Source organism: Leucobacter sp. UCMA 4100, assembly GCF_027853335.1.
Lineage (GTDB): Bacteria > Actinomycetota > Actinomycetes > Actinomycetales > Microbacteriaceae > Leucobacter_A.
The window spans coordinates 1-13,034 of record NZ_JAFEUS010000001.1 but is presented as its reverse complement, the minus strand read 5'-3'; the positions used below and the strand labels follow the sequence as shown (position 1 = coordinate 13,034).

The following is a 13,034-nucleotide window of genomic DNA, read 5'->3' as shown; positions in this document are numbered from 1 at the left end:
CGAATGAGGGCCGCACCCGGTGGGTGCGGCCCTCATTCGTTTTAGAACGGCTCGCGTTCGTCTGGGAACAACTCTTCTGGCGGCTCATTGTGCGGTAGTGCTTCCCCCGCTTTGTTGACGGCCTCCGAGGTCGCGAAAGGCCCGTCAGGATCCGTCAGCACGGCCATGTGCCGGTCGAGGTGATCGAGCATCCATACGCTGATGCCCGTGGAAGGCACTTGCCGGTGAGCTTCCCACGAGCGCCACAGCGCCGTCATTCTTACTACGGCCTCCGGCACCATCCACCAGTCAGGATCCCACTTACGATGATTCCCGTTGATCCGCCGCTTGTAGATGTGGCGCAGGTGCTCACGGAAGAACTCATTTGCAGAACCGTACATGAGAGGGGGCGCGGCCGCGGCAGTGACCATCTTCTCAATGTCGGCCGAATCGTCGTTATCCAGGTCGATTGCTTCCTCTGAATCGAACCCGCCAAGCGCAGCCATTATGCCGCCTCCGTGGTCAGATTCTCGCGCACGGCTACGAGTTCCGCTTCTGCTTCCGCGAGCGTCACAGACGCTTGGGGATCGTGCGCCTTGAAGGAAGCCTTCACCATTTCCGCGTGCGGGCCAACCATCCAGGGCACCGTGCGAATAAGGGTCGGCCGCGACCCCGAAGCAAGCACGAGTGCGCGCCCCTTGGGCATCGCTGCGAGGTCTGCAACCTCTAGTGTGCGCTCACGCTGAATGTGGTGAGACACCGACCGGTGAGCGGCGCCGGTGGATACCGACCCCTTCAACACGTCATGCTCTCCGACCATAAACGACAGGTCTTCGAGGAATGCACGCTCAGAGACACCGCCACCGTACACCTTGACGTTCGCAGCCGACCAAAGCTTTTTCATGCCTGATTCGCCCCACACTTCTACGCCCTGTGACCACGATTGAAGAATCGTGGAAAGGACGATGCCACGCGATCCGTAGTGCGAGTACAGATCAGGCAGCGCACGCCAGCGGCAGACGTTCGCAGCTTCATCGAGAACACCCACGAGTGGGACGCTCAACCGGCCTCCGGGGGAGTAAGTTGCGAGTTCCTCTGCAGCTTCGACAACGGCCACAGTCAGCGCGGTAACGAGGGGGCCGGCTGTGCCCTTGCCCTCCTTCGAGAGGCTGTAAAGAGTGCCCTTGGTACGGACAAAATCAGCAGGCTCAAAGTGCGTGCGCGTTTCGTTTTCCTGTGGAGTAATCCAGCGCACAACCGCACGGTTGGTGAGGCAGGAGGCCATCTGTTGCGCGGTGCCGTACACGCCGCCGCGCTGCTTCTCCGGCGCTGATACAACACCAAACACCTGATCTGCGTTGAGTGGGTAATCGTGCTCACGAAGGATGTCCACGGCTGTTTCGTCCGTAGGGCGGGTGAGCCATCGGTAAACATCGGTGATGGGCCGTTTATCGAGCGCAGCCGCCAGGAGCAGCCCAGCAAGCAGATCCTGGCCTGCCGAATCGAAATAGGCATCAGCCTGTGCCCCAACGGCACGAGATCCCGACGCGAAGTGCTCCGCCATGCGAGCTGCTTTTACTTCATCGGTGACATAGGTAAGAGGATTCCACCACCAGGTTGGATCCTCCAATGCAATGTTCTGCGGATCGAACACGAATACCGGCCCGTGCGCTGCGCGCACGTCCCGGGTGCCATCGACCACATCACGTTTGTTGGAGGTCACCAGGACAGCCCCAGGAGCGTCCAAGATCGCAGGGATGGCCTGTGATGTTGTCTTGCCGGTACGCGGCCCCCAGATATTGATTATCTGATCTTCCCAAGAGGCGTACAAAGGGCTACCCGTTGACAGGTGATTGCCGAGGGGAACGCCCGGGGATCCCTGTACCCCGAGCCGGTCAGCGGTCGCCTGAGCGTTCTTCTTTGTCAACGCCTCAATGTCTTTGCCTGTGCCCATGTAGCGGGCTGCACGGTCAACCCGGGTGCGCTTCTTGCGCCCGTTCGCTCCGATCCACAGCCAGCCGATGAACAGCAGGACTACGACAGCGCCAATCCCAACGGCAACCCAGGTGCTCGCCCTGGCCCAAGTCACAGACCCATCGAATAAGCCGAGAACAACCGCATAGACGTTAGAGGGAACCTGGTCAGTGGTGCCCTCGATCTTGTGGCCAAAGTAGACGCTGGCCCAAGTGCCGCCGCCGAGAGCGGCCACGAGGGCAACCACGCTAATAATCATCATCTGATCCGGTGACATGCGCGATGGGTCGCGCCTCCGGTTGTTCGGCATACTCATTCGAGATTCCCCCTATTCTGCCGACTGGCGGCGGGCACGTCTGCCGTCAGCGCGGGACTGTTCGTGCCAAAGTTTGTTGGTGTCGCTCACGCCGAGCTCAACGGGTGTCAGCTCCACTTTTAGCGGGATCCCGGGACGGCCACCGACCTTCACGAGGAACTTACCGCGGCCGGGAGGCTCAGCCTCACGGCCCGTCGAGGGATCCCACGCCGGGGGATCCTGCCAACCGATCATCAGTTCTTGCTCTGCCTGAGAGAAAGGCACTGCATCCGTGAGCTGAGGCATTTCTGCGGAGGGAAGCCCCCCACACACCACCATCCCTGACCGCTCCACAAAGCCGCGTGCTTTCATCCGGTCATCCTCGCTGGCGAGAGAAAGCAGGTCACTCATTGTGTGGGAAATCATGGCCATGCCTACGCCGCGCTGACGGTTCAGACGGGTCAGTGCATCGACGCGATCCACCATTCCGCGCCCAGCACGCAGCGCGCGCCACAGTTCATCGAGAACGACGAAATAGTGCCGCCGAGGCTCTAGGCCCGCATCGGCAAGCGCGTTCGCGACGTTGACGGTACCAAAGCCAGCCGACCAGCACGCCAGGAGTACCGCGGCCTGCAAGTCCTGTTCGTTGTCGTCAATCGCGCTCACGTCATAGACCACCGGGCGATCACGGCGCATCGGGTTCGTGGTGTGCTTTGAGAACGTCTCTCCCAACCGGCCACCGCCTGTAAGGCCAATGAGCGAAGCTTCCAAGCCTTCCGTGATTTCCTTGTATCGTTCCATGCTTCCCCGGTCGAGCGCGACGGAGCGGAGTTCTTCGGGAGCCTCACGGATCACTTGCAGCAGATCCGCAAGCACGGGAACGCCCTCGAAGTGGTCATCCAGATACTTCAAACCCCGGTCAATAATCGTTTCTTCACGGTCATTCGGAGGCGCTTGCCGACTGATCGTAAGTAGTGCTGAAACCATGTTTGCGCGTCGGCCATGAGCATCAGCCAGTACTTGCTTTGCTTCTTTCTCATGGCCACTGTCTGCGAGCTGCTGCGCAGCTTCAACAGCCTCACCAGGATCAAGAATGTTCAGGTATCCGCGGCCGCGGCCGAGGGTGATTACTTGCCCGCCCATCGCCTCAATCAGATCAACATAATCAGGCTTCAAATCACCAAGCACGAGGGGCATTACCCCGTAACCTGCAAGGCCAGTTGCCATGCGGCGAATGAGCGTGGACTTACCAAGACCAGGCTTGCCCAAGACGAACACTGATGGGTTGCTAATCAGCTTGGCACGCTGAAACCACGAAATTGGATCGCAGCACACCGTGGCACCCGTCACGATGTGTCGGCCGAGAGGCACCCCCACCATAGGGGTGCCCGTACCTACAGCGAACGGCCATAGCCCACACACCTGAACTGTGGTGCCGCGCCATTCGTCTGCCTGCTGAATATAGGTAGACTCGCCGCGGCCGCGGCCCATAAAGCCACGAGCTGCGGGCCGTTCGGGCCGCTTCTCTGGTGCCTTCTTTTCGGGTGCCCGTGCGGGCTTCTTCTTCTTCGTGGTGAGTGCCATGATGACCCCTTACAGGTTGTTCCGCAGCTCAGCGGGAATCTTGATGTGCTTAGGCAGAACCAGGCCCAGCGGGAGCGCGGCAGCAAAGGCCGAATCTTGGGAGCCGTACACCGGGCGTAGCCGGAGGCGGGCGGTAGCGGAAAGATTCTCTACAGCTGCGCGTGCGTCGGCTTCCATGTCGGAGTCGGTTACCGTCGCAGTTACGAGCATTCCGAAGTTGACCAGGCCCGCGCCTGATGCTTCTTCGTTTGCGGTTGCCGCCGCTGCACGCACCGCCAGCACGTCGCGTGCTTTGGCCTTAGCCTCAGCCGTAGCGCGGAACTCTGCGGAGCGTAGATCGCTTTCGACCATCGCCGCAGCTCGAGCGGCAGGGATAGGACGGTAAAGCAGAGTGACGCGCTTACGCGCAATCTCACGGTGAGGGGCAAGCAAGCGAGCCAGCACGGTTGACTGCACGTTGCCGCGCGGTGCACTCGTCATCGACCAGGTGACCGAGAGGCCAGAGTCGTGACGGTAGTTTGCCCACTGTGCTTCGTGAGCTGAGGGGCCAATATCGTTCCAATTCATTTCAGGCACCTGACCGGCCGCGTGCGCTTCATCAATCAGCACCGATGCCTTGGGGTCATACGCAACGCGCACAATCTCGCAGAGCTGCTGTGCGCTCAGCGGGTGCGCGGCACCCGCTCCCGTGGCCTGCAACGTTTGAGTGAGACCAGGCAGGCGCGAAGCAAGCTCGCGCGCCATTTCCTCGGGCTTGCGACGCTTGCCCCCGGCGCGAGTCATCGCTGAGAAAGTCAGCGTGACATAGGCCTTGACCGTCGAAGATCCCGAGGGGTAACGCTCTACCGCCTCAGCGAGCATCTGGCGAGCAAACGCAGGGGCAGACGGATCTACGTTCGTCTCGACTTCTCTGCGCATCCGTGTGCCTGAATCTGGGGCAGTTTCGATAGTCACGGAAGCAGCTTCGATCCCAGCTTCGTCAGCGAGGTTTGCGAGCCAGTGCCCATAATCGGCCACCCACACATCAACTTGCTCTTGGTCGACTAGCGCGGCCCCGTCTGGTTCGGTACCAATGACCACGCTGTAGTGCGAGGTTGCAGGCGTGAAAAGCAGAGCGAAACGACGGCCGTAGGAATCTTCGTGCTCACTCAGCCGAATAGTAGATGCCAACCCAGGGAGCTGATTCGTTCCCCAGGGGACACGACCAGTTGGGCCGGAACGGTAGACGTTCGCCCCACGTGAGCGTGTCGCCGCCCACCCGAGGCGTGCAGAAATGCGGCTCAGAGCATTCTTCCCGTGAGCGTCACGAGTGAGCAGGAGGGCGAGAACCACGATCAAGACCACTGCCACAATTGAAGCTGCAAGCAGTCCCCGAGCCATCACTACGAGGATGACCAGAATCATCCCGCCCATGAGAATGGCAGTACCGACAGTACCCAGCCCCATCAGGCCCGCAGATGCGGGCTTACGCCAGTTTCCGTATGTGCGAACCATCCGGTTCGCAGTTGCATCAGCTACCACTTGGTCCTTCTCCCGTCGAGTTGTTTGCGATTCCTTCTGCTGCGCCCTTAGCGGCCGATCCGGCTTGCTTTGCCGCACCGAGTGCCGCGCCAGCCGCTATGCCCACAGGGCCACCGGCTGCGCCCGCGGCCGCGCCGCTGGCTGCTGCGCCACCACCGGCTGCTGCTGCTGCGCCGCCACCGGCCGCTGCTGCGCCGCCACCGGCTGCTGCGCCGCCACTGGCCGCTGCTGCGCCAGAGCCTCCGCCCACCGAGGCTGCGCTACCGCCACCGGCCGAGCCACCGCCCGATGCCGCGTGACTACCGCCACCGCCGCCACCAGCCGAGCTACCGCCCGACCCAGATGGGGCCGCAGAGGATCCGCCGCCGCCGCCGCCGCTCCCAGAGGCCATACGCCCGATGGAAGCCGCCCCAGATGGAAGCGAAGCGACAGCCGCAGCGCCCAGCGCTGCGCCACCAGCACCGCCAGCCATCGCGCCCACCATCGGCGTAACGAACCGCATCAGAGCTGGCATAGCGACCAGCGCCAAAATCATCATCATCATGCCGGTCAACGCTGAAATGAGGCCGCTGCCGTCATCCTTAAACACGTCAGCACCAACGAGCTGGAATGCTGCCGCGTACACGATTGCAGCGGCAGGCTTGTAGAGGATAAACGCGCCCAACCATGCAATGTTCTTTTTGAACCAGGCTTGGCCGCTTTCGCCGCTGACCGATGCCGCCGCGGAAATCGGGAGAATCCCCGTGAGAATCACGAGCATCCCGCCGCGTGCGATCATCAGCACGACCTGGAAAATGGCGGCGATCACCGCAAAGATCCCGAGCACGATAATCAGCAACGCGCCGAGGCCACCTGAACCCGTACTGAGCGCGAGAAGGGTAGTGATGTTTCGCCCGAAGCACGTTCCGTCACCCTCGTTTACTGAGCAATCAAGCGCCTGATTGAGGATCCAAACAGAGAACGAGTCAGCGGCCGTAATCAGCAAGCCCACGAGGGCCACACCCGCGCCCGTAACGACGATCAGGCGAACAAGGCCCACAACTACGTCTTTACCCGGTTGCGCTCGCTGCTCGAAAGCCATGCGCGCGCCACCAATAATCACGCCGCCTACGGCCACAGCAAGCATCAGCCACCACAGCGACCCTTGCAAGAATGCCACCGCACCGCCAGCCCCCATAGGGCCAGACGGCAGAACCTTGGCCACAATCGCGGAGCCACCCGACATAATCAGGATCCCGCCTAGAACAAGCCCCAATTTCCCAAGTGATGCAAGGCCTTCGCCCTGCCTCATTCGAGCTGCAAGAAGCCCGCCCAAAGCGATCACAGAAACTATCGCCATCGCAAAGCCGATCCACATGATGTAGTTGAGAACAACCAACACAGGTGCAGAGAACGCGCTTGCGTCAGACGGAGTTGTGCCGCCTCCGCCCGTCATGTTCGGGGTACCGACATAGACCCACATAGTGCCGACCGAGGCGACAGCCTTACCGACCGCTTCCAACACGGCGGTTGCCATGTTCTCAATAGTGTCCCCTACGAGAGAATCGACACCTTCACCGACTTTGCAGCCAAGATCCCACCATCCACAAGCCATCTATCTCACTCCTCCCACAGGGCGTAACCGGCGAGGTTCGGGAGCTGCGCAACCTGGCCAGGCTCCCCGGAAGCATCGACGTCGAGCCGCCAATCTCCGTTTTCCCAACTCAGGGAATAGATCGTGGAAATGTAAATGCTTTTGCCCTTACCGTCCCCGCGGATCCCCACATCTACACGCGCAGTGTCGCCGTTGTATTCGAGTAGCTTGAACCCCGCGGCCGTCATCCGAATTTCGGTGCTGCTCCCCGTGGTGCCGCTTTTAGCTTCTGCCACGATGCTGCTTTTTGCAGGACTCTCAACAAGCGCATATTCCAGCCAATCCGCTGCAAGCTCAGGGGATGAACCCTGCGCCGTTGCTGCGGTTGCGAAGAACACTGCGCCTGCGGGTGTGCGCTCGAAGCACGTCAGCATCCCGGAGGGTGCCGTTTCGCCAGGGCCAGAGCTGGCAGACGTGGGGAACGTCGCAGTCCCCAGATAGCTCCACTCAGCCGCAGGGGGCGAATCGAGGGTGCCGCTCAGCTCAACCTTGTCAAGCCCACAAACACTTCCGCCGCCCTTCACCGGAGTTTCCTCTGTGGGGGCGGCGGAAGGCTCCGAAGCCGAAGGGCCGGGATCAGCAGGCTTCGCATCAGGCTTCATCATGCCGAACACAATCACGAAGATCCCACCAACCACGAGCAACGCTATGACGACTGCGGAGGCGATGAAACCGGGCCGCGTAAAGGCGCTTTTTTCTGCTTCGTCAGTCATGATCGCTTCCCCTAAGAACCGATGATGAAACCGAGGATGCTAACCCCGCCGGTGATGATGATGACACCCATAAGGATCTTCCCCAGAGTGCCCATGTGCTCGCCGCCGTCGCCGCGGTTGTGGCTGATGGCCATGCGGGCACCAGCAATAACAATCGCAAGGCCACAGATGGCCAGAGCGACCCACTTAGCCATGCCCATCACGGCGATAAAGCCGCCCGTGTTGGGAGGCTGAATCGGTGCGGGATCCGGCATCTGGGCCGGGAGCGCAGCGAGTTCGACCACTGTGGTCAACATCATTTCAATCATTTCTACTTTGTTCCTTTCGTGAGGCCAGTAAGTACGTTCAGTTCGCTCACGAGGCGGCGAACTTCACGCGAGGCGGCGGCGGCAGAGACTTCCTCGCCGAGCCGCCACGATTCATTCCACGGCACCGACCAGGTGCGTGGAACCCCGCCACTCACGACCTGTATACGGTCGCGAAGAGCGCGGGGAAGCTTGCCCGGTGCGTCATGGACGATCACCAGGCCCATCAGTTCAACGCCAGGCACGAGGCCCGCCGCCCACTGGGTTGCAGCAGTTTGCGCGGCTCGCAGGCCGTGCATGTTGCTCCGTGCAGTCAACAGCACTCGCGCGCCCTGCCCCGGAATCTGCGGCCAGGCGTGCTCAGCAGCTCGCCACTCAGCGGAGAGCGCTGCAACTGTAGATTCGCCAGCGCCGCCGTGCGTGCCAAGCACCCAGAGTGACGCGGGCCGCATGTGCTCGGCGCTGGGGAGTCGATCACCCACGGGTGGTGCAGCCAGCCCCGGCTGTGGGGCGCTCGCACCCGTAGGTGTGGAAACGCGTGTGGGGGCCTCGATTTCAGGTGCAATCACCTGTTCTGGGCGGCTCACCCATGCGTCTATGCCCTCACTCAATAGTCTCGCCTCTCGCTAGTCTGTATTCGATGGTAATACCTCAATCCTACCTGTTTTACCCAAAGAGAGCAAGATAGATATGTCCAGTACGAATCTTTATAAAACTGCCCTATATCGTCCAAAATGGAGTATGCTTGAAACATGCGTACCGGATGCGAAAGAACTGCTCCCGTGACCAGTGCGCTCGATGAACTGTTCAAAGATCGTCCCGAAACGATGGATCCTGCCGAGGTCGCAGAGATGCTTGGTAAGTCAAAACAAGCAATCTACAACTGGCTCAATTCTGGGATAATCCCGGGCTACAAAATTGGCACGTCTTGGTTCATCATCCGTGACGAGCTCAAAGCTGAATTGCGGGATGGCTCGAACAAGAACATCGTCACTGAACCACGGGAGGGCAAGGAGTAACAATGCGGAAAGTGTGGCCAATCGCGGCGGCTGTGGCTGTAGCTGTAGCTCTGTCTGGGTGTACCCCAAGCCAGCCCGAACCGAAGCCCTCTGAGCCATCATCAGAGCGGCCCAACCTCGATAGCCTCACCCCTGCACCTCCTGGCGTGATTCAGGAACGAGACGGGGAAGCGTATAAGCCAGATACGCCCGCAGCTTGGGACGATGCTTCCCGTGCCGCGGCCGTGGTCGCGGGCGAAACCGCAATGCGCGCTTTCGCCCGCCCCCAGCTCGATCAGGAAACGTGGTGGGCGGAGCTATCGCCCCTACTCAGTGACCGTGCGCGAGAAGATTACGCCTATGTGGATCCGAGCGCTATCCCTGCAAGGAAAGTGACCGGATCCGGCACGCTCACAGATGACACGAGCACGCTGATAGCAACTGTCACCGTGCCCACCGATGTAGGCGAATACCAGGTGTACGTCAACCGCGCCGATGGGGCTGACTCCTGGCGTGCGGCGCGCTTCATCCCACCGGAGGGCGTGAAGTAGTCATGGCCGACGATAAAAAGGGACTTATCCCGATCATCGCGGGCGCAGCAGTGCTGCTGATGCCCCTCGGCGTGATTTTCAGCGTCATGTTGTTTGCCGGTTCTCCCGACAACTGCAACCCCTCGGGAGCCAGCGGGGGCAGCGTCACGATTGACCCGGCGAGCGTGCCAAATACAACGATTGCCGGTTATGGCCACGAGCAGCTTGTGAACGCTGCACATATCGTGGAGGCGGGCAAGGCGCTTGATCTGGGGGTGCGTGACCAGACCATAGGCGTGATGACCGCCATTGGTGAGTCAACATTGCGTGTCATCGACCACGGAGACGGCGCGGGGCCAGATTCTCGAGGACTGTTCCAACAGCGAGCGAGCGAACGGGGCGTGGGGATCCTACGCAGACCGTATGGATCCTTTCATCAGCTCCACCAATTTCTTCAAAGCCATGATGAAGGTTCCCGAGCGTGACTCTTTGGAACCGACCATCGTTGCGCACCGCACCCAGGCCAACGCAGACCCTTACCACTACACCAAGTTTTGGGACGCAGCAGTGCAGATCGTGGAAGGCATCACAGGATCCTCCACGGGGCTGAACCAGGGCACAGGCGGTCAGGTGTGCTCTAGCGGTGACCTCATTCCAGGCACCGTGAATAAGGAAGGTTGGGCGAAGCCGGGTGATGCTCCGGTCAACAGCGAGTACGGCCCCCGTCCACCTATTTCCACGCCAAGCGGTCTTATCGATGGCTTCCACACCGGCCTTGATCTTGAAGCCGGAGGATGCAACGGCCCTATCTGGGCTGCGAATGATGGGAAGGTAAGCCGCGTTTACCAAGACAGCCTCGCAAACTGGTTGGTCGTGATCGACCACGGCAGCGAGGTTGTGACGCAATACGTCCATATGTACCGGGACGGCATATTGGTGAACGAGGGCGACACGGTCAAAGGCGGTCAACAGATCGCCAAGACCGGAAGCAGCGGCGCGAGCACCGGATGCCACTTGCACTTTGAGGTCAAAGTAAATGGCGAGTACGTCAACCCCCGAGATTTTCTGGCGCAAGTCGGAATCACCTACTGAGAGAACAAAGGAGAACGAGAATGCCCACCACTACCGGCGCACTAGATTTTCCCGTCATCGAGGCGCACACGCACGAGGACGGAAGCGGAACTTTCCTGGTGCAGGGTGTTGCTACCGAAATACCCGGCACGGATGCGGCCCAGACTCGTAGCCGGCTGATCGAGTTGGCCACCGCGCAGGCTCAGCAATTCAGCCGCCCAGTCAAGATGACCAGCCACACACCTACCGAAGTTTTTGCGCTTATCGTCCACCCTGACGGCGACGTTACGCAGGAAGCAGGAGCGCCCGTGAACGCCGCTCCGCGCCGTCCACGGCCATCAGGGAGTGCCCCAGACCTCGCAGAGGTGCCCCAGATGGAGCCGGAACAGGAACCAGAGGAAAGCCCCGAATCTCCCAAGCTCCAGCGAGCACGCGGCGAGGAACGCTATTCGTTCTTGAAGGATGAAACGGTGGAGAAGCCAGCGACTAAGGGTGTTCGTGGGATCCTCAGCCGTGCAGGTATTCGAGTGGCCCCCAGCGATGACGAGCGCGCCGAGCGCGCCGCCGAGCAAGCCGTAAGCCAGCATTGGCCCGGCCCTCGCACTATTGCCGTTGTCAACGGCAAGGGCGGCGCAGGAAAGACCCCAACAGTTGTGTTGCTCAGCGCGGTTTTTGCCCGCTATGGCGGCGCAGGCGTACTCGCATGGGACAACAACCAGACCAGGGGCACACTTGGTTGGCGCACGGAGCAAGGGCCGCACGAATCAACGCTGCTCGAACTCCTGCCCGAGGCGCAGCGCCTACTAGGGCCAGGCGCTCAGGTGGGCGACCTTGCGCACTTCGTGCATCACCAGACTAAGGACAAATACGATGTGCTGCGCTCGAAGCCTATGGCGCTGGCACACGAACAGCGGGTGTCCTCAGACGATGTGGACTCCATCGCTTCCGTAGCAACTAAGTACTACCGCCTGATCTTTATTGACAGCGGCAATGACGAATCTGATCCCATGTGGCTACGCATGATCGACTCAGCCGATCAGATCGTGGTGGCCACCACCACCCGCAGCGATCACGCCGAAGCCGGATCCTTGCTGCTCGATGCGCTCGCTGACCGTGACGAGCACTCAGCAAAGCTCGCTGAAAACGCGGTTGCAGTCATCACCCAAGCAGATCCCAAAGCAACCAAAGCCGACATGGAGAGTATCGCAGCCGGATACCGCAACCTTGTGCGGGAGGTAGTGCAGATCCCCCACGACGCGGCAATGGTTGAAGGCCAGCTCTCATTCGAGGCGCTGCGACCTGCGACCCAACGCGCATGGCTTGAAGCTGGCGCAGCAGTCGCCGGAGGCCTCAGCAGGAGCGGGAAGTGAACGAACAGACCACAGTGTCAGGATGGCCACGCATCAGCGTGGCCATCCTTGGCCACCCCGGCGCTCAGGGCGCTATCACAGCCACTCTCTCAGTCAACGGCGCACGGAGCGCGTGCGCGGCACCAGACTGGCCCACCCTGCGCGCAGGAGTGATCTACAGGTGCGGAACTATCGCCCGCACACTCGGCCGACCCGTCGCACTCGAAATTGCGGAGGGCAACCGCCCGCCCTATCAGCTTGCCGTGCGCATCAATGGAGTTGTGCAGCCGCTTCCCCAGAATCGCGTGCTGCCCACAGCAGACGGCCTAACCCTAATGGAGGGTAACTGCCGTAGCTGCCATGCAATCGTCACGGTAGGAGACGATGAATGCCCCACATGCAGCACCCCTGAACCGCTGCGCGTAGAGACAGTGCCGCTCCCGACTCATATTCCCAAGCTCGATACCGCAGAGGTATTCCCAGCGGGAACTACGGAGCAACCCAGCACCGAGGTAGCCCCGCCACAGCCCGACCACTTCAAGCCAGCGCCGCCAAGTCGCGCGCCCTTGCAGATCAGTGAGTTACCAGCAGAAGAAGCCGAGCACACCGTAGTTGTGGCCAGGAAGCCCGCACGGCCCGTTCTGTACCTTGAAGGCCCAGACGGTCAGATGCTCGCTCATATCGCCTCAGACGCGCTTGTGGGCCGCTCACCGCGGCCCACAGAACAGCGCGTAGCGGTGCAGCTCGAAAGCCCCGGCCGCGAACTCTCACGCGAGCACCTAACCATCGACCTCGACGCAGAACACCAGATCATCGTGACCGATCAGGGCGCATCGAACGGGGTAGGCATCACGCTTCCCGGTGAAACGGTAGTGCACTGGCTCACCGCGTTTACGCCAACTATCGTCCCCCCGGGAAGCGTACTCACGATGGGCGATGTACTCGCCCAAATCAGGTTCTAGTTTCTCGCGACACGCGCGAGGAAAACCACACACAAGCCCTAGTGCTAGGAGTATGCTGGCACCATGTCATCCCCACGGCTCCCCCGGAACACCCGGAAAGAACCCATCTCCATTGGGTAT

At 61.0% G+C, this 13,034-nt stretch carries 14 protein-coding genes; 6 read left to right on the top strand and 8 right to left on the bottom strand.

Going from position 1 to position 13,034, the window contains the following annotated elements; all coding sequences use genetic code 11:
* Nucleotides 1-41: 41 nt before the first annotated feature.
* The 8 genes from JSO19_RS00070 to JSO19_RS00035 all read right to left on the bottom strand — a co-directional run bounded on the left by JSO19_RS00070 (nucleotide 42) and on the right by JSO19_RS00035 (nucleotide 8,615).
* The gene (locus tag JSO19_RS00070) at nucleotides 42-485 is read right to left on the bottom strand and encodes a DUF4913 domain-containing protein (RefSeq protein WP_270909025.1); all 444 of its coding nucleotides are present in this window, start codon (nucleotides 483-485) and stop codon (nucleotides 42-44) included.
* Nucleotides 485-2,230: a type IV secretory system conjugative DNA transfer family protein gene (locus JSO19_RS00065; protein ID WP_270909024.1), complete on the bottom strand. Its 1,746-nt coding sequence runs from the start codon at nucleotides 2,228-2,230 to the stop codon at nucleotides 485-487. The genes JSO19_RS00070 and JSO19_RS00065 overlap by 1 nt, the downstream gene beginning before the upstream one ends.
* A 51-nt stretch (nucleotides 2,231-2,281) precedes the next feature.
* On the bottom strand, nucleotides 2,282-3,832 hold the full coding sequence (locus tag JSO19_RS00060) for an ATP/GTP-binding protein (RefSeq protein ID WP_270909023.1): 1,551 nt from the start codon (nucleotides 3,830-3,832) through the stop codon (nucleotides 2,282-2,284).
* 9 nt (nucleotides 3,833-3,841) lie between these two features.
* Nucleotides 3,842-5,326 (bottom strand): SCO6880 family protein, encoded by a 1,485-nt coding sequence (locus JSO19_RS00055; protein ID WP_270909022.1) that lies wholly within the window; start codon nucleotides 5,324-5,326, stop codon nucleotides 3,842-3,844.
* A gap of 16 nt (nucleotides 5,327-5,342) precedes the next feature.
* Entirely contained in the window at nucleotides 5,343-6,869 is a 1,527-nt protein-coding gene (locus JSO19_RS00050; RefSeq protein ID WP_270909021.1) for a hypothetical protein, read from the bottom strand.
* Nucleotides 6,870-6,952: 83 nt separating this feature from the next.
* On the bottom strand, nucleotides 6,953-7,699 hold the full coding sequence (locus JSO19_RS00045; protein ID WP_270909020.1) for a hypothetical protein: 747 nt from the start codon (nucleotides 7,697-7,699) through the stop codon (nucleotides 6,953-6,955).
* 11 nt (nucleotides 7,700-7,710) lie between these two features.
* Nucleotides 7,711-7,998: a hypothetical protein gene (locus JSO19_RS00040; protein ID WP_270909019.1), complete on the bottom strand. Its 288-nt coding sequence runs from the start codon at nucleotides 7,996-7,998 to the stop codon at nucleotides 7,711-7,713.
* An 11-nt stretch (nucleotides 7,999-8,009) separates the two neighbouring features.
* The gene (locus JSO19_RS00035) at nucleotides 8,010-8,615 is read right to left on the bottom strand and encodes a DUF6668 family protein (RefSeq protein WP_270909018.1); all 606 of its coding nucleotides are present in this window, start codon (nucleotides 8,613-8,615) and stop codon (nucleotides 8,010-8,012) included.
* A 171-nt stretch (nucleotides 8,616-8,786) separates the two neighbouring features.
* Between JSO19_RS00035 and JSO19_RS00030 the strand changes: the two genes are divergently transcribed.
* The 6 genes from JSO19_RS00030 (at nucleotide 8,787) to JSO19_RS00005 (ending at nucleotide 12,914) form a co-directional block, all read left to right on the top strand.
* Nucleotides 8,787-9,023: a helix-turn-helix domain-containing protein gene (locus tag JSO19_RS00030; protein ID WP_270909017.1), complete on the top strand. Its 237-nt coding sequence runs from the start codon at nucleotides 8,787-8,789 to the stop codon at nucleotides 9,021-9,023.
* Nucleotides 9,024-9,025: 2 nt separating this feature from the next.
* Nucleotides 9,026-9,553, top strand: coding sequence for a hypothetical protein (locus JSO19_RS00025; RefSeq protein ID WP_270909016.1), 528 nt, complete (start codon nucleotides 9,026-9,028; stop codon nucleotides 9,551-9,553).
* Nucleotides 9,554-9,555: 2 nt separating this feature from the next.
* Nucleotides 9,556-10,017 carry a hypothetical protein gene (locus JSO19_RS00020; RefSeq protein ID WP_270909015.1) on the top strand — a complete coding sequence of 154 codons (462 nt, stop codon included), beginning with the start codon at nucleotides 9,556-9,558 and terminating at the stop codon, nucleotides 10,015-10,017.
* Nucleotides 9,956-10,624, top strand: coding sequence for a M23 family metallopeptidase (locus tag JSO19_RS00015; RefSeq protein ID WP_270909014.1), 669 nt, complete (start codon nucleotides 9,956-9,958; stop codon nucleotides 10,622-10,624). The genes JSO19_RS00020 and JSO19_RS00015 overlap by 62 nt, the downstream gene beginning before the upstream one ends.
* 20 nt (nucleotides 10,625-10,644) lie before the next feature.
* Nucleotides 10,645-11,973, top strand: a complete 1,329-nt coding sequence (locus JSO19_RS00010) for a MinD/ParA family ATP-binding protein (protein WP_270909013.1) — start codon at nucleotides 10,645-10,647, stop codon at nucleotides 11,971-11,973.
* A gap of 593 nt (nucleotides 11,974-12,566) precedes the next feature.
* A complete protein-coding gene (locus JSO19_RS00005) occupies nucleotides 12,567-12,914 on the top strand; it encodes an FHA domain-containing protein (RefSeq protein WP_270909012.1) in 348 nt (115 codons plus the stop codon).
* Nucleotides 12,915-13,034: the final 120 nt, after the last annotated feature.